20 protein-coding genes are annotated in these 18,567 nt (G+C 54.2%); 7 read left to right on the forward strand and 13 right to left on the reverse strand.

What is annotated here, in order from left to right:
* Positions 1-17: 17 nt before the first annotated feature.
* Genes tauD through tauA form a run of 4 tightly spaced genes read right to left on the reverse strand, consistent with a single transcriptional unit; the run spans position 18 to position 3,436 of the window.
* Positions 18-857, reverse strand: a complete 840-nt coding sequence (gene tauD / locus RAC60_RS11165) for a taurine dioxygenase (protein ID WP_033741543.1) — start codon at positions 855-857, stop codon at positions 18-20.
* Positions 854-1,684, reverse strand: coding sequence for a taurine ABC transporter permease TauC (gene tauC / locus RAC60_RS11170; RefSeq protein ID WP_006120562.1), 831 nt, complete (start codon positions 1,682-1,684; stop codon positions 854-856). Before tauC ends, tauD begins: the two co-directional genes overlap by 4 nt.
* Complete coding sequence (gene tauB / locus RAC60_RS11175) at positions 1,681-2,448, reverse strand: taurine ABC transporter ATP-binding subunit (protein WP_033741545.1); 768 nt, start codon at positions 2,446-2,448, stop codon at positions 1,681-1,683. Before tauB ends, tauC begins: the two co-directional genes overlap by 4 nt.
* Before the next feature lie 10 nt (positions 2,449-2,458).
* Entirely contained in the window at positions 2,459-3,436 is a 978-nt protein-coding gene (tauA, locus tag RAC60_RS11180) for a taurine ABC transporter substrate-binding protein (protein ID WP_033741547.1), read from the reverse strand.
* 236 nt (positions 3,437-3,672) lie between these two features.
* Here tauA and RAC60_RS11185 point away from each other — a divergent pair, with 236 nt between their 5' ends.
* Complete coding sequence (locus RAC60_RS11185; protein ID WP_006120559.1) at positions 3,673-4,653, forward strand: LacI family DNA-binding transcriptional regulator; 981 nt, start codon at positions 3,673-3,675, stop codon at positions 4,651-4,653.
* 2 nt (positions 4,654-4,655) lie between these two features.
* On the opposite strand, the gene RAC60_RS11190 is transcribed toward RAC60_RS11185, so the two are convergent.
* Positions 4,656-5,258: a LysE family translocator gene (locus RAC60_RS11190; RefSeq protein ID WP_033741549.1), complete on the reverse strand. Its 603-nt coding sequence runs from the start codon at positions 5,256-5,258 to the stop codon at positions 4,656-4,658.
* Positions 5,259-5,310: 52 nt separating this feature from the next.
* Here RAC60_RS11190 and RAC60_RS11195 point away from each other — a divergent pair, with 52 nt between their 5' ends.
* The 3 genes from RAC60_RS11195 (at position 5,311) to RAC60_RS11205 (ending at position 7,481) form a co-directional block, all read left to right on the forward strand.
* A complete protein-coding gene (locus RAC60_RS11195; protein ID WP_006120557.1) occupies positions 5,311-6,327 on the forward strand; it encodes a hydrolase in 1,017 nt (338 codons plus the stop codon).
* Positions 6,328-6,331: 4 nt separating this feature from the next.
* A complete protein-coding gene (locus RAC60_RS11200) occupies positions 6,332-6,550 on the forward strand; it encodes a YheU family protein (RefSeq protein WP_006120556.1) in 219 nt (72 codons plus the stop codon).
* A gap of 61 nt (positions 6,551-6,611) precedes the next feature.
* On the forward strand, positions 6,612-7,481 hold the full coding sequence (locus RAC60_RS11205; protein WP_375093701.1) for a phosphoribulokinase: 870 nt from the start codon (positions 6,612-6,614) through the stop codon (positions 7,479-7,481).
* A 29-nt stretch (positions 7,482-7,510) separates the two neighbouring features.
* Here the strand turns inward: RAC60_RS11205 and RAC60_RS11210 are convergent, their stop codons facing one another.
* Positions 7,511-7,915 (reverse strand): OsmC family protein, encoded by a 405-nt coding sequence (locus RAC60_RS11210; RefSeq protein ID WP_033741554.1) that lies wholly within the window; start codon positions 7,913-7,915, stop codon positions 7,511-7,513.
* Positions 7,916-8,217: 302 nt separating this feature from the next.
* On the opposite strand from RAC60_RS11210, the gene crp reads away from it, so the two are divergent.
* Positions 8,218-8,850 carry a cAMP-activated global transcriptional regulator CRP gene (crp, locus tag RAC60_RS11215; protein ID WP_000242758.1) on the forward strand — a complete coding sequence of 211 codons (633 nt, stop codon included), beginning with the start codon at positions 8,218-8,220 and terminating at the stop codon, positions 8,848-8,850.
* Positions 8,851-8,908: 58 nt separating this feature from the next.
* Positions 8,909-10,984, forward strand: coding sequence for a YccS/YhfK family putative transporter (locus RAC60_RS11220; protein ID WP_033741557.1), 2,076 nt, complete (start codon positions 8,909-8,911; stop codon positions 10,982-10,984).
* Between the two features lies 1 nt (position 10,985).
* On the opposite strand, the gene RAC60_RS11225 is transcribed toward RAC60_RS11220, so the two are convergent.
* The 5 genes from RAC60_RS11225 to ppiA form a co-directional block, all read right to left on the reverse strand.
* Complete coding sequence (locus tag RAC60_RS11225) at positions 10,986-12,206, reverse strand: aspartate aminotransferase family protein (RefSeq protein ID WP_033741559.1); 1,221 nt, start codon at positions 12,204-12,206, stop codon at positions 10,986-10,988.
* Between the two features lie 88 nt (positions 12,207-12,294).
* Positions 12,295-12,870, reverse strand: a complete 576-nt coding sequence (locus RAC60_RS11230) for an aminodeoxychorismate synthase component II (protein ID WP_006122311.1) — start codon at positions 12,868-12,870, stop codon at positions 12,295-12,297.
* 161 nt (positions 12,871-13,031) lie between these two features.
* The gene (locus RAC60_RS11235) at positions 13,032-13,631 is read right to left on the reverse strand and encodes a putative adenosine monophosphate-protein transferase Fic (RefSeq protein ID WP_006120990.1); all 600 of its coding nucleotides are present in this window, start codon (positions 13,629-13,631) and stop codon (positions 13,032-13,034) included.
* The gene (locus RAC60_RS11240) at positions 13,621-13,791 is read right to left on the reverse strand and encodes a YhfG family protein (RefSeq protein ID WP_006120991.1); all 171 of its coding nucleotides are present in this window, start codon (positions 13,789-13,791) and stop codon (positions 13,621-13,623) included. Before RAC60_RS11240 ends, RAC60_RS11235 begins: the two co-directional genes overlap by 11 nt.
* Positions 13,792-13,869: 78 nt before the next feature.
* Positions 13,870-14,442 carry a peptidylprolyl isomerase A gene (gene ppiA, locus RAC60_RS11245; protein WP_375093714.1) on the reverse strand — a complete coding sequence of 191 codons (573 nt, stop codon included), beginning with the start codon at positions 14,440-14,442 and terminating at the stop codon, positions 13,870-13,872.
* Between the two features lie 259 nt (positions 14,443-14,701).
* Here ppiA and tsgA point away from each other — a divergent pair, with 259 nt between their 5' ends.
* Positions 14,702-15,880, forward strand: a complete 1,179-nt coding sequence (gene tsgA, locus RAC60_RS11250; RefSeq protein WP_110268742.1) for an MFS transporter TsgA — start codon at positions 14,702-14,704, stop codon at positions 15,878-15,880.
* 36 nt (positions 15,881-15,916) lie between these two features.
* Here tsgA and RAC60_RS11255 read toward each other — a convergent pair whose 3' ends face one another.
* Together RAC60_RS11255 and trpS are read right to left on the reverse strand one after the other, a co-directional pair.
* Complete coding sequence (locus tag RAC60_RS11255; RefSeq protein ID WP_033741564.1) at positions 15,917-17,200, reverse strand: cytosine deaminase; 1,284 nt, start codon at positions 17,198-17,200, stop codon at positions 15,917-15,919.
* Positions 17,201-17,553: 353 nt separating this feature from the next.
* Complete coding sequence (gene trpS, locus RAC60_RS11260) at positions 17,554-18,558, reverse strand: tryptophan--tRNA ligase (protein ID WP_033741566.1); 1,005 nt, start codon at positions 18,556-18,558, stop codon at positions 17,554-17,556.
* Positions 18,559-18,567 lie beyond the last annotated feature (9 nt).

An 18,567-nucleotide genomic window follows, 5' to 3' on the forward strand; every position in this document is an offset into this window, starting at 1 on the left:
TGTACTCGCGGTACGGTTCAGTAAGGCTTATCGCCTAATACCGTGGCGCGCTGCATCACTCTTCGGGCCGGATAGTAATCGGCATTGGCGTAGTGCTGAGTGACGCGATTGTCCCAAATCGCCAGGTCATTAGGCTGCCAGCGCCAGCGCACCTGAAACTCCGGTTTCGTGCTATGCGCAAACAAAAAGCCCAGTAATGCATCGCTCTCTTTCTGACTCAGCGTCAGAATTCGGGTTGTAAAACCCTCATTGACGAACAACGCTTTTTTCCCACTAACCGGATGCGTCCGGATAACAGGATGCTGCACAGGTGGGTTTTTCGCCGCAGCCTGCCGCCAGCGCTGGTGTTCCTCTTCTGTCTTACGGTGTTTATATTCCGGAAACGACTTTGTAAAATCGTGCTCCGCATAGAGTTCAGACAGCAAGGTTTTGAAGGGAGCAGACAGCGCCTCATACGCCGCAATACCGCTGGTCCATAACGTATCCCCACCCGCCTCCGGCAAGACTTTGGACGCCAGCAGCGCCACAGCCGGAGGCGTCTGAATGAACGTCACATCGGTGTGCCAGTTATCATTATCCGGAGGATTATCCTGATGCGTATCCAGGACAATGATCTCTTCCACGCCCGGCGCATGCGGATAAACCGGATGGATATGAAGATCGCCAAAGCGAATGGCCAGCGCACGATGCTGCTCGGGCGTGATCACCTGATCACGTAAAAACAGTACCTGATGACGCAGCAAGGCGTGATAGAGCTGCTCAAACTGCGCGTCACTGAGTGGACGCGAGACATCAAGGTTGCCGACCTGCGCGCCGATAAAGGGGCCCAGAGGCGTAATCGCTAACTTTTCGTTCATTTTTGCTCTCCGTTCCAGGGCGTCAGACGGCGCTGTAGCGCACGCAGACCCAGTTCTAAACTACATGCCACAATGGCAATCACCGCGATCCCTGCCAGCACCACATCCGTTGCCAGAAATTCCCCTGCCGACTGCACCATAAAGCCCAGCCCACGCGTGGCAGCAATGAGCTCGGCGGCCACCAGCGTTGACCAGCCCACACCTAATCCAATGCGTAAGCCGGTCAGTATCTCTGGCAAGGCACCCGGCAGGATGACCCAGCGCAGCCGTTGCCAGCGATTCGCCCCCAACGATGCCGCGGCGCGCAGACGAACCTGCTGTGCGTTGCGAACACCGGCCACAGTCGACAGCACTATCGGGGCAAAAATCGCCAGCGTGATCAGCAGTATTTTCGATGTTTCACCAATACCGAACCAAATGACCATCAACGGTAAATACGCCAGCGGCGGCACGGGCCGATAGAGCTCAATCAGGGGATCGATCAGGGCACGTAAAACCGGGCTGACGCCCATCGCAATGCCCACCGGAATGCCTGTTAATGCCGCCGCGCTGAGCGCAATCAGCATGCGCGTCAGGCTGGCTGACAGGTGCTGCCACAACGTCGCGTCCATAAACCCCTGCGGACCGGCAACGCTCAGTAACTTACTCAGCACCTGCTGCGGCGACGGCAGAAACAGCGGCGCAATGAGCCCCAGTGTGGTCACGCTCCACCAGATGAACAACAGCACAAGCAGGCTCACTGTGCTCAGCGTGGCCGTCAGGGAGAAAGGCCAGCGCAGGCGACGACGCCGGGCGCGGGTCGGCACATCGTTAATGATCGCACTCATGCAAATGCCTCCCGTTGTGCAAATACCCGGTTCAGCACATATTCCCGTTGGGCGATGAAATCGGGATCAGACTTGATGCTGCGGCAGGGTTCGCCGTCCACGAAACGCTGGCCAAAATTCAGCGTCAGCGTTTCCTGTACCCGACCGGGCCCCGGAGAGAGCAGCACCAGCTCGCTCGCCAGAAAAATGGCTTCTTCAATGTCATGCGTAATCAGCAGGATCTGTTTACCGCTGTCCTGCCACAGCCTTAACAGCAAGGTCTGCATTTGTTCACGGGTAAACGCATCAAGTGCGCCAAACGGTTCATCGAGCAGTAACAGGCGGGGATCGGCAGCCAGCGCGCGGGCGATGCCAACGCGTTGACGCTGTCCGCCAGATAACTGCCAGATATGCCGCTTTTCAGCGCCTTCCAGCCCAACATTTTTTATCATCTGCCGTGCAAGGGCTTCACGCGGCTGGCGCGCCATACCGGCAATCTGTAATCCGAAAGCGACGTTATCCAGCACATTCCGCCAGGGCAGCAGGCCTTCATGCTGAAACACCACGCCGCGATCGGCGCCTGGCCCCTGAATCGCCTTGCCGTCCAGAGAAATACTGCCGGACTCGACCGGTAAAAACCCGGCGATCAGGTTCAGCAACGTGGTTTTGCCACAGCCTGACGGTCCCAGCACAACGACCAGCGCGTTATCCTCCACGCGCAGTGAGATGTCCTGTAATACCGGCTGTCCGCCATAGCTCGCGTTCAGATGGGCTATTCGCAACATGACGATGTCCTCAGGGCTTGACCAGGGGCGCAACAAAACGACTCGTGACAAAGGCGCTGTAATCATTACCGGCCTGCGGCACCTTGCCCTGTTCTTTCAGGAATTGCGCCGTGTCCACGATGGCTTTGTTCACCGGCTGCTGCAGTTGCGCCACCTGCTGGGCGGCGGTCAGATAGGTGTTGCCCTTAACCAGTCCAGGAATTTGTTGCTCGGGCACGCCGCTTAAGCGCGAAAGTTTACTGAGGTTATCAGGCTGTTTAAGCCACTGTTCGGGATGGTCCAGGTAGGCTTTCTGCGCCTCAATAGCGCTACGGGCAAAGGCGGTCACGATATCCGGATGCTGCTGCGCGAAGTCTTTGCGTACCACCCAGACATCAAGTGTCGGTGCGCCCCAGCGCCCGACCTGCGACGAATCCGTTAAAACGGTGCCATCTTTCTCCAGTTCATTCACCGCAGGTGCCCAAACGTAAGCACCGTCAATGTCCCCGCGTTGCCAGGCCGCCACAATCGCAGGCGGTTGCAGATTGACCAGTTGAACCTGAGACGGCTTAATCCCCCAGTGTTTTAATGCCGCTAACAAGCTGTAATGGGTGGTCGAAATAAAGGGCACGGCGATCCGCTTGCCGATCAGGTCCTGGGGACGGGTGATCGTTTTCTTCACGACCAGCGCTTCAGAATTGCCTAACTGAGAAGCCAGTAAAAAGGCTTCGATGGGGAGCTGCTGCGTTGCCGCAACGGCCAGTGGGCTGGAACCAATATTGCCAATCTGGACATCGCCTGATGCCAGCGCACGAAGCACGCCTGATCCGCTATCGAATTTGCGCCATTCGACCGTCGCACCGCTCTCTTTGGCAAACGTATTATCCGCCTGCGCCACCTTAGCGGGTTCAGCGGAGGTCTGATAAGCCACCGTTACGTTGACCGCGTTGGCCTGAAACGCCAGCACTGACAGGACCGCCGCCAGAATCGTGAGTCGCCCTTTTTGCATGATTTTTCCCCCATCATTTTTATGATGTGGGCAGTGTTGCTGGCAGAAGTAATTTCATAAAGGAATTAAAAGTTATCCCTAATAGAAAGAAATTCTTAGATCATCATCTGCAATAGATTGCCGTTATACGCAAATTAAATTTCAGACAAAAAGCCATAAATTTGTCAGGCGCTCACATCCTGGTTGTGCTATTGATATGCGCTATTATTTGCTCCCCGGTGAGGCTTGCGAGTTCGATGTCGATCGACAAAGTTGCCCTGTTAGCTGGCGTGTCTAAAGCCACGGTATCCCGCGTGCTTAACGCGCATCCTGGGGTAAAAGCAGATACGCGACAGAAAGTGCTGGATGCCATTGCCACAAGCGGCTATCAGCCAAACCTGCTGGCGCGTCAGTTGCGAACCTCGCAGAGTCATATGCTGCTGGTCCTGATCTCCGATATCACGAACCCTTTTTGCTCCCGAGTTGTTCAGGGCATCGAAGCTGAAGCAGAAATGCACGGCTACCATATTCTGCTGTGCAATTCGGCCTCACAGTTTAAACGTGAGTCGGCCTACCTGACCTTACTGACCGGCAAGGTGGTGGACGGCGTGATTACGATGGATGCCGCCGCCGGGCTGCAAAGCCTGATCGATATTATCGGTGATGCGCCCTGGATTCAGTGTTGTGAGTTTGATCCCGAGATTGCGGCCTCGTCCGTCTCCATCGATCATCTGGACGCCGCACGTGATACCGTCCATTATCTGGCCGGCCGGGGCCGTAAGCGCATTGCACTGGTGAATGGCGATATGCGTTATCTCTATTCTCAATATCGCGAACAAGGCTATCGAGAAGGCGTTGCGCAATCGGGGTCAGACTGGACGAATGTCGTCTATACCGAAGGCATTACCTGCGAAGAAGGCAGTCGGGCATTGCAGGAATTGTTGCGTTTAGCGGAGCCGCCGGATGCGGTATTTGCCGTGTCTGATGTGCTGGCGGTTGGCGTGGTGCATGCAGCGCTGGAGGCGGGCCTGCGTGTCCCGGAAGACCTTGCCGTCGTGGGGTTTGACGGCATTCCCTTTACCAGCAGCCTGAATCCACCGTTAACCACCATTGAACAGCCCATGTATCAACTGGGCGCGCGCAGCGTGCAGCTGTTGCTGAAAAAAATTCGCCAGCCGCACGCGCCGGTTGTTCGCGAAGTGTTGCCCTGGACGCGCCTGGAGCGCGCATCCAGCTAAGCTCAGTGCCAGATCAGCAATACGCAGGCCGCCGTTAACAGCCCCATGCTCAGGTTAAAGCGTTTCCAGGCGCGGGGACTACGTAAAATACGGCCGATCATCGCACCAAAGCCCATCCAGATAACGCCTGCAACCAGATTGACCATAACCATGCCAAGACTGATTAACAGGACAGAATGGCGATAGCCCGCACCGGCCAGACTAAAACTGGCGACGGCACCCAGCGCCATGAGCCAGGCTTTGGGGTTGATCAGTTGTAATAAGCCTCCCTGCCAGAACGGCATAGGTGCGACAGGTGCCGCATCGGTTTCCAGCTTCTCATAGGCTGCGGTGGCAATCTTCCAGGCCAGCCACAGCAGGTAAAGGCTACCGGCAATTTTCAGGATGAGATGCAGGGAGGGATAAAGCAGTATCAATCCACCCACGCCAAACGCTACCAGCAGCAGCATTAGCTGCATGCCGATCATAATGCCGATCATCAACGGGAGGGTGCGCAAAAAACCAAAATTGGCCCCCGAGGCGGTGAGTAACATATTATTAGGTCCGGGTGTAATCGCCGCGACCCAAAGAAAGCCTAATAATGATAAAAACAGACTGAGTTCCATTAACCCGGGTTCTCCTCCCTTAGTGAAAACTTATCGAAGCTAACAGTGTGATATGGAACAGACAAGCCTTTACAACATGAAATTTTCGGGCCCTGACGACGCGGCGTTCATTCCCCTGCCCGGTCTGGGCAACCCGCACCTGCAAACCATTCTGCCGCGGTTGATACGGCGGACGAAAAGGTTAACGCCACACTGGCAGCGGCTGGATTTACCTGACGGTGACTTTGTTGATTTGGCCTGGAGTGAAGATCCTCAGTTTGCCCGGCATAAACCGCGCGTGGTGCTGTTTCATGGCCTGGAAGGAAGTTTCCACAGTCCCTATATTCATGGCCTGATGCTGCAGTGCAAACAGCGTGGCTGGCTGGCGGTAGTAATGCACTTTCGCGGCTGCAGCGGTGAGCCGAACCGTCTGAACCGGATATACCACTCCGGTGAAACCGAGGATGCGCGTTTTTTCCTGCACTGGCTGACGACGCGCTGGGGCCGGGTACCCACAACTGCTGTCGGCTTCTCGCTGGGCGGGAATATGCTCGGTTGCCTGTTAGGCCAGCAAGGTGATGAAGCCCTGATCGACGCGGGCGTGATTGTGTCTGCGCCCCTGATGCTGGAACCCTGCAGCGCCCGACTGGAGCGCGGCTTTTCACAGGTTTATCAGCGTTACCTGTTAAGCCAGTTAAAAAAGAATGCCCAGCGTAAACTGCGGGCCTGGCCCGACACGTTGCCGGTGAACCTCATTCAGCTTAACGCCCTGCGCCGTCTGCGGGACTTTGACGACGCGATCACGGCCCGGGCGCATGGTTTTGCCGACGCCACGGATTATTACCGTCGCGCCAGCGCTATGCCGCGACTTAAGTTCGTGACAAAACCGCTGCTCATCATCCATGCAAAAGATGACCCGTTTATGAGCGATGAGGTGATCCCGCAGCCTGCGCAATTATCTGCCACTATTACCTATCAGCTGACACAGCAGGGTGGGCATGTTGGTTTCGTCAGTGGCACCCTGCGTCAGCCTCGGTTGTGGCTGGAGCAGCGCGTGCCACAGTGGATTTCCTCTTATCTGGATAACTGACTCTGTGATTATTCCCTGGGAACAGGTTTCTCCCGAAACCCTTGAAAATCTTATCGAAGCGTTTGTTTTGCGTGAAGGCACGGATTACGGCGAGCAGGAGCTCAGCCTGACGGAAAAAGTCGCCGATGTGCGTCGTCAGCTGGAGCACGGCGAGGTCGTTCTGGTATGGTCGGAACTGCACGAGTCGGTCAACATCATGCGCAAAAGCGAGTTTCGTGGCTGATGCAACGAACGGAAAATCGTGCTAACAATGCTCATCGCCCGACATCACAGGGACTTCAACTATGTCTGCACGCCATCCGATTATCGCGGTAACGGGCTCCAGCGGTGCGGGAACCACCACCACCAGCCTGGCGTTCCGTAAAATTTTTCAGCAACTCGGTTTGCACGCTGCCGAACTGGAAGGGGACAGTTTTCACCGCTTTACCCGACCCGAAATGGACATGGCTATCCGAAAAGCGCGCGATCTGGGGCGACATATCAGCTACTTTGGCCCGGAGGCGAATGATTTTGGCCTGCTGGAGCAAACGTTCATCGAATACGGCGAACACGGTAAGGGCCAGTCGCGTAAGTATCTGCACACCTATGATGAAGCCGTTCCCTGGAACCAGGTTCCCGGCACCTTCACGCCCTGGCAACCGTTACCACCGGATACGGATGTGCTGTTTTATGAAGGCTTGCACGGCGGCGTGGTGACTGCACAACACAATGTGGCGGAAAAAGTCGATTTGCTGGTCGGCGTCGTGCCCATCGTCAACCTGGAGTGGATTCAGAAACTGGTGCGCGATACCAGCGAGCGTGGCCATTCACGCGAAGCGGTGATGGATTCGGTAGTGCGTTCCATGGAAGATTACATCAATTTCATTACGCCGCAGTTTTCACGAACCCATATTAACTTTCAGCGCGTCCCCACGGTGGATACCTCTAATCCCTTTGCCGCGCGCACCATCCCTTCGCTGGATGAAAGCTTTGTGGTTATCCACTTTCAGGGGCTGGAAGACATTGATTTTCCCTATCTGCTGGCCATGCTGCAGGGATCGTTTATTTCCAATATCAACACGTTGGTGGCACCCGGCGGCAAAATGGGACTGGCGATGGAGTTAATTATGGCGCCGTTAGTAAAACGGCTCATGGAAGGGAAACGGATTGAATAACCACAGAGGCCAGCCTGGCCTCTGTGAGATTACAGCGCGATCACTTCGTAGCTGTGGGTAATGTTGACGCCTTTGCCTAACATGATGGCGACAGAGCAATATTTTTCCGCTGACAGATCGACAGCGCGTGCCACGGCTTTATCCGAAAGTGCGTTGCCGCTGACGATAAAATGCAGATTGATATGGGTAAAGATGCGGGGGGCTTCTTCCCGACGTTCAGACGATAGTTTCACTTCGCAATCAACCACATCGTTGCGGCCTTTTTGCAAAATTGACACAACGTCAATGGCGCTGCATCCCCCTGCCGCCATCAGCACCATCTCCATAGGGCTCGGCGCTTTATCGCCAGAATTGCCATCCATCAGTACCTGATGGCCGGACGATGATTCCCCCAGGAATGTTAACCCCTCAACCCATTTGACGCGTGCCTGCATAATTTTGACCTCAGAATACCCTGTTTTGGCTCAGCGTACGCTTTTGCCTGGGAAACAGCAATCCAGAGAAAACGCCATCTTGCTGAAGCGAGACAACACAAGACAGTCGACGTAAGCTGTGCTACAAACAGAGCTGAAAATATTTTTCGTCATCCGAAGACGAAGCCGGGAAGAATGATGCGCACTGCGCCGAATGCAGCCCGAATAATTTCCTGAATGGAAAAACGCTTAACGCTTACATCGCCTGGCAGGGAAACAGAGCCCTGTATTTTGGGCACGATTACAACAGAGGATAATAGCGAATGGTTCTCGGCAAACCGCAAACAGACCCTACACTTGAATGGTTCCTGTCCCATTGCCATATTCACAAGTATCCATCCAAAAGTACGCTCATTCATCAAGGTGAAAAGGCGGAAACGCTTTACTACATCGTTAAAGGTTCCGTTGCGGTACTGATTAAGGATGAAGAAGGCAAGGAGATGATTCTGTCCTATCTGAATCAGGGCGACTTTATTGGTGAGCTTGGCCTGTTCGAAGAAGGTCAGGAGCGCAGCGCCTGGGTACGTGCGAAAACCGCGTGCGAAGTGGCAGAGATTTCCTACAAAAAATTCCGTCAGCTGATTCAGGTGAATCCGGACATCCTCATGCGCCTCTCCTCGCAAATGGCGCGCCGTCTGCAGGTCACATCGGAAAAAGTGGGCAACCTCGCGTTCCTTGATGTCACCGGTCGCATTGCGCAGACGTTGCTCAACCTGGCGAAACAGCCGGATGCCATGACGCATCCTGACGGCATGCAAATTAAAATTACGCGTCAGGAAATTGGCCAAATCGTGGGATGTTCACGTGAAACCGTGGGACGTATTTTGAAGATGCTGGAAGACCAGAATCTGATCTCCGCACACGGCAAAACAATTGTTGTTTACGGCACGCGCTAAGCTTTATTCTTCACGGCATAATGGCAACGTTATGCCGTGAATTATTTGCGTTGAGCCGATGTGGCGAAGAATAATTTATCACCCTGAAGTTAACTATGCCCTGCGCCAGACACTGGTGTTGTGTCTCCCCGTCGCGCTCGGCTGGCTGTTTGGCGATCTGCAAAAAGGATTGCTATTCTCATTGGTGCCTGCCTGCTGCAATATTGCCGGTCTGGATACGCCCCACAAACGCTTCTTTAAACGCCTGATTGTCGGCGGCAGCCTGTTTGCCCTGGGTAGCTTACTGATGCAGTGGCTTCTGTTTAAAGACGTGCCCTTACCGCTTATTCTTTTCGCCCTGCCTTTGCTGCTGGGCGTGACAGGTGAAATCAGCCCACTGCACGCACGGTTACTCCCTGCCACACTGATCGCAGCGATATTTACCACCAGCCTGATTGGCCGCATGCCCATTTACGTACCGCCCCTGCTCTACATCGGCGGTACGCTGTGGTATGGCCTGTTTAACTGGTTCTGGTTTTGGCTGTGGAAAGAGCAGCCAATGCGTGAAAGCCTGAGTCTGATTTACCGCGAACTGGCGAACTATTGTGACGCCAAGTACACCTTGCTGACGCAACTTACCGATCCGGAGAAGGCGCTACCACCGTTGCTGGCGCGGCAGCAAAAAGCAATCGACCTCATCAACACCTGTTATCAGCAGATGCATATGCTGTCCGCCAGCCGCGATCACAGTCATAAGCGACTGACCCGCGCTTTTCAGGTCGCACTGGATTTACAGGAACACATTTCTGTCAGCCTGCATCAGCCAGAAGAAGTGCAAAAACTGGTAGAACAAAGCCATGCAGAGGCCGTGATTCGCTGGAATGCGAAAACCATTTCCGCCCGTTTACGTGAGCTGGCAGACAACATCCTGTACCACCAACTGTCCAGTCGCTTTGATATGGACAAGCAGCTGGGGGCACTGGAAAAAATCGCCCGTCAGCACCCGGACAATCCGGTAGGAAATTTTTGCCTTTATCACTTCAGCCGCATCGCACGGGTACTGCGTACACAAAAGCCCCTTTATCAGCGTGATTTGATGGCGGATCGCCAGCGCCGTTTACCGCTTCTGCCCGCACTCAGAAGCTATCTCTCGCTGCGCTCATCTGCCCTGCGCACGGCCGGACGTTTTTCTGTGATGCTGATGCTGGGTAGCGGGCTGGCGCTGTTCTTTTCGATTCCCAAACCCTACTGGATTCTGATGACCATTATGTTTGTCAGCCAGAGTAACTACAGCGCCACACGGGTGCGTATTCAGCATCGTGCGCTGGGCACCTTTGCCGGGCTGGTGATTGCGGCAGCCTCGCTGCGGCTGGATGTCCCTGAACCGCTGGTGTTGAGCATCATGCTGGTGATTACCTTTATCAGCTATCGCTTTACCCGCCAGTTTTACGGCTGGTCGATGGTGGGGTTCACGGTCACCGCGGTATATACCCTGCAACTTCTGTCACTTAACGGCGCACAATTCTTACTGCCGCGCCTGCTGGATACCCTGATGGGCTGCCTGATTGCGTTTGGCGGAACGTTATGGCTTTGGCCGCAATGGCAAAGTGCCCTGCTACGACAGAACGCACATGATGTGCTTGAGGCTTTCCAGGACGCGTTACGCATGTTGCTTGGTCCGGAACAGTCTCCCGAGGTACTCGCCTATCAGCGCGTTAACGTTAATCAGGCCCACAATGCAGTCTTTAACTCACTAAATCAGGCGATGCAGGAGCCGGGGTTTAACGCACGCTATTTACAGGATATGCGTTTATGGGTCACGCACAGCCAGTTTATCGTTGAGCACATCAACGCCATGACGATTCTGGCACGCGAACATACCATGCTGCCGCCTACGCTGGCGGAGCACTATCTGCAATGGTGTGAAATTGCGCTGCAGCGTTGCCAGCAGCGGCTTGAATATGACGGCGAAAGTTCGCAAACCGATCTGTTACAGGGAATTGAAGATATCAACGAGGGACCGGTCACAGTACTGGAGCAGCACATCAGGCGCATTCTGGATCATCTTAAGGTGATGCACACGATCTCATCGCTGGCGTGGAACCAGCGACCGCATCATGGTCGCTGGCTGATTCGCAGTCTGGGTCGAAAATAACTCAGGCAGCCAGGACTTTCCCGACCGCTTTGGCAAAGCGCGCCATGCCTTCTTCAATATCGGCGGGTTCAATAATCAGTGAAGGGGCAAAACGCATCACATCCGTACCAGCCACCAGCACCATAACGCCTTCAGCCGCGGCGGCATTGAGGATATCGCGTGATTTTCCGGCATGTTGCGGCTTCAGGGCCGCGCCTACCAGTAAGCCTTTGCCGCGAATATCGCTAAACAGATCGTAACGGGCATCAATCGCCTTGAGTGCCTCGACAAACTGCTGGCGACGGGATTCCACGCCGTTCAGCACGTCTGGCGTATTGATCAGATCCAGCGCGGTTTCAGCAATCGCACAGGCCAGCGGATTGCCACCATAGGTGGTGCCATGCACGCCAGGAGCCATCGTTGACGCCACCTCCTCAGTGGTCAGCATCGCGCTGACAGGAAAACCACCGCCCAGCGCTTTCGCCGAAGTCAGAATGTCTGGCGTGACGCCGTAGTGCTCATAAGCAAACAGCTTACCGCTGCGCCCCATACCGCTCTGAACTTCATCCAGCACCAGCAACGCCTGATGTTTATCGCAGAGCTCACGCAGCCCCTGCATAAATTCTGGCGTGGCCGGCATGACGCCACCTTCACCCTGAATGGGCTCAACGACAATCGCACAGGTGTGGTCGTCGATAACGGCTTTCACTGCCGCCAAATCGTTGAATGGCACATGCACAATGTCAGCGGGTTTCGGGCCAAAACCGTCGGAATATTTTGGCTGGCCGCCTACCGTGACCGTAAACAGCGTCCGGCCATGAAAGGCATTATGAAATGCAATAATTTTGCTTTTAAACGGGCTATGACGTTTACAGGCATAATAACGCGCCAGCTTAAACGCGGCCTCGTTGGCTTCTGCGCCGGAGTTGGCAAAAAATACTCTGTCCGCGAAGGTGGCGTTAATCAGTTTGCTGGCCAGGCGCAAAGCCGGTTCATTGGTGAACACATTGCTGGTGTGCCACAGGGTTTCGCCCTGTTTCTTCAGGGTTTCAATCAGCGCCGGGTGACAATGGCCCAGCGCGGTGACGGCAATCCCACCCGAGAAGTCGATATACTCTTTACCCTGCTGATCCCACACCCGGCTTCCTTTGCCTTTTACCGGTACAAACTGCGCAGGTGCATAAACAGGCAAAATAACCTGATCGAACGTTTCCCGTGTTACCGCAATGTTTTCCGCTGCCATTGACAACCTCGCAAACTGATGAGTTGGTTCATGATGAAATAATAATCATGAAATATGCATAAAAAATCACTTAAAGGCAAACACAACTTTACTGTTGCAGGAAATTAGCGAGCAGTTGATGTCCCTGTTCGCTGAGAATACTTTCAGGATGAAACTGCACGCCTTCCAGTGCCAGCGTTTTATGACGGATGCCCATAATTTCGTCGGGCTGACCGTCACGTAAACTCCATGCGGTGACGTCAAATTCATCAGGCAGCGTATCGGCTTTCACAATCAGCGAGTGATAACGCGTTACGGTCAGCGGTTGATTCAGACCGCGAAATACACCACAGCCGTTATGCTGAACAGCAGACGTCTTACCGTGCATGACTTCGCGCGCACGCACGACCTGCGCACCAAACACCTGGGCGATGGCCTGATGCCCCAGACAAACGCCCAGCACCGGCAGGCGACCGGCGAAGTGGCGAATGGCCTGTAATGAGATCCCGCTCTGATCGGGCGTACAGGGGCCGGGTGAAATCACCAGGTGGGTTAACGGCAACGCCGTCATTTCATCCAGAGTGATGGCATCATTTCTTACCACCTGAACGTTCGCGCCCAGTTGGCAAAAATACTGGTACAGGTTCCAGGTGAAAGAATCGTAATTATCAATAAGCAGCAGCATGGTTATGATTTCAGGCAGATCAGAAGGATATGTACAAGGCCCGGCATCCGGAATGAGGACCAGAGCCGTATCTTATCATGCGGTGTGACGTGAGTGTGATGTGAGGAAAACAGACTATCAGGCGCAGGGAGACGCGCTCGCCTCCCTGGCGGGAACGGGGTTCAGACAGGATGCGCTTCGCTGACGATGCTGGCAAAGACGTCTTCCAGCGGTTGTAAATCCCCTGCCGCACCGGCCTGACTGGCGCTGACCCACTCTTCCGGATTCAGTTTTTCCCATTCCAGCAGGTAACCTGCATGCAGGGCAAGTTGCTCAAAGAAAATACGCTGCGCCCGGCCATTACCTTCGCGAAAAGGATGAAGCATATTGATTTCGCAATAATACCAGGCGACGCGTTTCGCAAACTCAGCTAAAGGCAGATCGGCCAGGCCGTTCTCTTCTTCTAGCGCGGCCATGAGTGCATTACCCTCTTTTTCGATATATTCGAAGTGACAAAAAGGGGTTTCGTCGCGCCAGATGTCCAGCGTGCGGAGTTCGCCGGCCCAACTGTAGACATCCTGAAACAGCGTACGGTGAATGTGACACAGGTAAGGCAGGCCGATTTTGGGTGGGCCCAGTTCAAGCGTGGCAAGCCGGGCGGCGCTAAAGCTCAGTTCCGCTTTTCGTAACTGTGCCTCATCATGAATATCGAGACGATTTTTGAGGACCGTGTCGTTTTGCCACAGGTAGGGATCCTGCGTGACGGCAGTATTAGCAGCCATATTGCCTCCTTAATGAGGCCAGACGGGCTTCCGCCTCTTCACCCTTAACCTCCGGTTCCGTCAGGGTAAAGCCTTCAAGCCGACAGCTTGCCCGATAGCTGGCATTCCGCCGCTGTCGCCAGAGCGCTGCCTTCTGTTTGTCTGTGAGTGTATTTGCCATACCGCCTCCTGCTCAGGTTTGCCCTAAGTATAAGAGCAAATTTTCCCTTTGCCGGAAACGGGATGGCAATCAAGACAATCAGGGAAGGACTTTTGCCGACAAAATGACCACCGGCTTGACGGGAACATTCTGGTAAGGCCCGACATCTTTGGTTGGCACCTGAGAGATTTTGTCCACGACGTCCTGGCCCTTCACGATCTTACCAAAGACGGCGTAGCCAAAATCGCGCTGACCATGATCCAGAAAGGCGTTGTCAGCGACGTTCAGAAAGAACTGGCTGGTGGCGCTGTCTTTGTCGGAGGTGCGCGCCATGGAGATGGTGCCGCGCAGGTTGCGCAGACCATTATCCGCTTCATTTTTGATCGGCGCTTTGGTTTGTTTTTGCTGCATTTCATTGGTAAAGCCACCGCCCTGAATCATAAAACCCGGGATAACGCGGTGAAAAATCGTGTTGTTGTAAAAACCACTGTTAACGTAATCAACGAAGTTTTTAACGGAGATCGGTGCTTTTTGATTATTCAGTTCGAGTTCGATGTTACCGGCAGAAGTGGTCAGCAGGACATGCGTATCACCTTTGGCCGCTAAAGCTGAGGCAGAAACAGAAGAGAGCGCTAACAGGGCAACTGCCGCTGTCAAAGTACGTTTAAACATGAGTAATTCCTTACTTTGGAGAGCTAGCTCAAAAACGATATTGATTGTAAAGAGCATGTAATACAAGAGCCAGCGTTTTACCTATATTTACGCTAAACGCACCCAAAAACGCCTGAAAAAGATTGCTTCCGCTTCGTGACTAAAATCACAGTATTGATGAAATGAATGACAACAGTTTTCACTCTTAGTTTATTAAGATCACGGTTCCGTTTACAATTTCTGCCGCTTCAACGCTCCCGCTTCCCAACAGGTTCAGAACATGACAAATCGTAATCGTATCGGCCTTACCTGGATTAGCTTTCTTTCCTATGCGCTCACCGGTGCCCTGGTGATTGTCACCGGTATGGTAATGGGTGATATCGCGAAAGATTTCCAGATTCCCATCGACAGTATGGGTAACACCTTCACTTTCCTGAACAGTGGCATCCTGGCTGCCGTTTTCCTTAATGCCTGGTTGATGGTCATTGTGCCGCTCAAACGCCAGTTGATTTTTGGCTTTGTGCTGATGGTATTAGCCGTTATCGGACTGATGACCAGCCGGGATCTGTCGGTATTTTCGCTGTGCATGTTCGTACTGGGCGTCGTCAGTGGTATCACCATGTCGATTGGGACGTTCCTGATTACCCACATGTACGAAGGCCGCCAACGGGGTTCACGCCTGCTGTTCACGGACTCCTTCTTTAGTATGGCTGGCACCATTTTCCCGATTCTGGCCGGCATTTTACTGGCACGTCATCTGTCGTGGTACTGGGTTTACGTCTGCATTGGCGTCATTTACGTCGGTATTTTTATCATGACGTTATTCGTGGAGTTTCCGGTTCTGCGTAAGCCAGAGAACAGCCCAACGGTTGAAAAAGAAAAATGGGGACTGGGCGTACTGTTACTGGCGATTGCCGCCTTATGCTACATTCTTGGCCAGCTCGGCTTTATTTCCTGGGTGCCTGAATATGCCACCAAAGTGATGGGCATGAATATTGATGATGCCGGTCAACTGGTAGGAAGCTTCTGGACCGCTTATATGGTCGGCATGTGGGTATTCAGCTTCCTGCTGCGCTTCTTCGATCTGCAACGTATTCTGATGGTACTGGCAGGACTGGCCACGGTGCTGATGTACTGGTTCGTAAGCAGCCAGGATGCAAGCATGTTGCGGTGGATTATTCTGACGCTGGGCTTCAGCTCAAGCGCGATCTATACCACCATCATTACGCTCGGCTCTCTACAAACCAAAGTCGCGTCTCCCAAGCTGGTTAACTTTATTCTGACCTGTGGCACCGTGGGTACCATGCTGACCTTCGTCGTTACGTCACCCATTGTGAAAAACAGCGGCGTGCACAGCGCGCTGCTAACGGCAAATGGCCTGTACGCCGTGGTGTTTATCATGTGTGCGTTGCTGGGCCTGGTGACCAAACACCGCTCGCACGGTCATATCACGCATTAATCCTCTCAGGGCGGCGGCAACGCGCCGCCCTTTGCTTCAACGCCTGAAGGTCACCGCTTCCCACGTGTCCAGACAGATTTTGCTCTCTGCGGGCTGCGTCGCCGCGATGACCTTTCCACGCCGAAGCGAATAACGCACCGGCACCTGCCGCCTGACCGCATCAAAACCGTTTTCTGCGGGCAGAATGATAAAACTGGCGTCATGACCACGCTGAATACCGTACTCTGCTAAATTCAGCGTGTTGGCACTGTTGCGTGTAATCAGATCGAGCCCGGCATTAATTTGCTCGTACCCCATCAGCTGACACACATGTAATCCCATATGCAGCACCTGAAGCATATTGCCCGTACCCAGCGGATACCAGGGATCGAATACGTCGTCATGGCCAAAACAGACGTTAATCTCCGCCTCCAGCAGCTCTTTCACCCGGGTAATGCCGCGGCGTTTGGGATAGCTGTCAAAGCGACCCTGTAGGTGAATATTCACCAGGGGATTGGCAACAAAGTTGATGCCGGAGAGCTTCAGTAAGCGAAACAGACGAGAAGTATAAGCCCCGTTATACGAGTGCATCGCTGTGGTATGGCTTGCCGTGACGCGCGCACCCATCCCGTCACGGTGTGCCAGCGCGGCAACGGTTTCGACGAAGCGTGACTGCTCATCGTCAATTTCGTCACAGTGCACGTCCACCAGCCTGTCGTAACGGTTGGCCAGCGCGAACGCTTTATGCAGGGATTCCACGCCGTACTCCCGCGTGAATTCAAAATGGGGAATCGCGCCGACGACATCCGCGCCGAGTCGCAGCGCTTCTTCGAGTAGCGCTTCGCCATTAGGGTAAGACAGAATGCCTTCCTGCGGGAACGCCACGATTTGAATCGTGATCCAGGGTGCCATCTCCGCTTTCAGTTCCAGCATAGCCTTGAGGGCGGTTAACGTCGGATCGGACACATCCACATGCGTGCGCACAAACTGTATGCCATTCGCGATCTGCCATTTCAGCGTTTGCATCGCGCGCCGTTTTACATCCTCATGACTTAATAAGGCTTTCCGCTCTGCCCAGCGCTCAATACCTTCAAACAGCGTGCCGGACTGATTCCAGGCCGGTTCACCCGCCGTTTGGGTGGTATCCAGGTGAATATGAGGCTCAATAAAAGGCGCGTACGCCAGGCCGCCTTCCGCATCGAGTGCTGCGCCCTCGGCTGACAGCTGCTGAGGCTGCGCCGTGATGCGGGCGATTTTTCCTTCCACGATCTCTATCTGCCACAGCCCTTCCCGGGTGGGCAAACGCAGATTGTTTATCCAGCGAAGTGGTGCTGTTGTCATTCCGGGCTCCTCATGCGTTAAGCGCTGCGAAGTAAAGCTAACACGATCTCTCTGCCGTGCTCCAGATGACTTTATTCGTTATTTAAATCACTTAGCGTGTACGAGGCCGAACCGGTGCCCTGCCTCTGCGGACAGGTCAGGCGCGATAGCAAAAGGTCGGGGACGAATAAGATGACATGATTACCGAAAGCGAAACGCAAGAAGGGTTGGCACATGTTCCGCTCCGTTTGCGCGTGGTACCTGGCCGTCATTTTCCTTTGTCGGCAGCGTGGTCAGCCTGCGCCGCCCATTACGCCGGGGGGAAAATCAAAACGGCGAGCCTTCGCTCGCCGTTTGACTTACAACGTTACCGATCAGGGTTGAGAAACAAACCCGACCGCTTCATAGACTTTTTTCAGGGTTTCCTGCGCCTGGGCACGGGCTTTCTGTGCACCGTCACGCATCACCTTTTCCAGCAACGCCTCGTCGTTGCGGAAGCGATGATAACGTTCCTGCAGGTCTGTCAGCATGCCCGATACGGCTTCTGCGACCGCGCCTTTCAGGTGCCCGTACATTTTGCCTTCGAACGCCTGCTCCAGCGCGGTCACCGGCGTACCGGTTACGCCTGACAGGATGTCCAGCAGATTCGAGACGCCCGCTTTCTCTTTAATGTCATAACGGATAACCGGCGGCTCTTCAGAGTCGGTCATCGCACGCTTAATCTTTTTAACCACCGATTTGGGATCTTCAAGCAGGCCGATCACATTGTTGCGGTTATCATCCGACTTAGACATCTTTTTCGTCGGTTCCAGCAGCGACATCACGCGTGCGCCTGATTTTGGAATGAACGGCTCCGGCACCTTGAAGATATCGCCATACAACGCATTAAACCGGCTCGCAATATCACGGCTCAGCTCAAGATGCTGTTTCTGATCTTCACCCACCGGTACCTGCGCGGTCTGGTAAAGCAGAATGTCGGCAGCCATCAGCACCGGATAACTGAACAAACCCGCGTTGATGTTTTCTTCATAGCGTGAGGATTTGTCTTTGAACTGGGTCATGCGGCTCAGCTCACCGAAATAGGTGTAGCAGTTCAGAATCCAGCTGAGCTGCGTGTGCTCCGGCACATGCGACTGAACAAAGATGGTGCTCTTCTCGGGATCGATGCCGCAGGCCAGATAGAGCGCCAGCGTATCTAAGGTGGCTTTACGCAGTGCAACCGGATCCTGGCGCACGGTGATGGCGTGCAGATCGACGATACAGTAAATGCAGTGGAAATCGTCCTGCATCTGCACCCACTGACGCAGCGCACCCATATAGTTGCCAATGGTCAGTTCGCCGGACGGCTGTGCGCCGCTGAAAACGATGGGTTTGCTCATGCTTATGTC

It is taken from the genome of Pantoea sp. BR_17 (assembly GCF_041955125.1).
GTDB lineage: Bacteria > Pseudomonadota > Gammaproteobacteria > Enterobacterales > Enterobacteriaceae > Pantoea > Pantoea stewartii.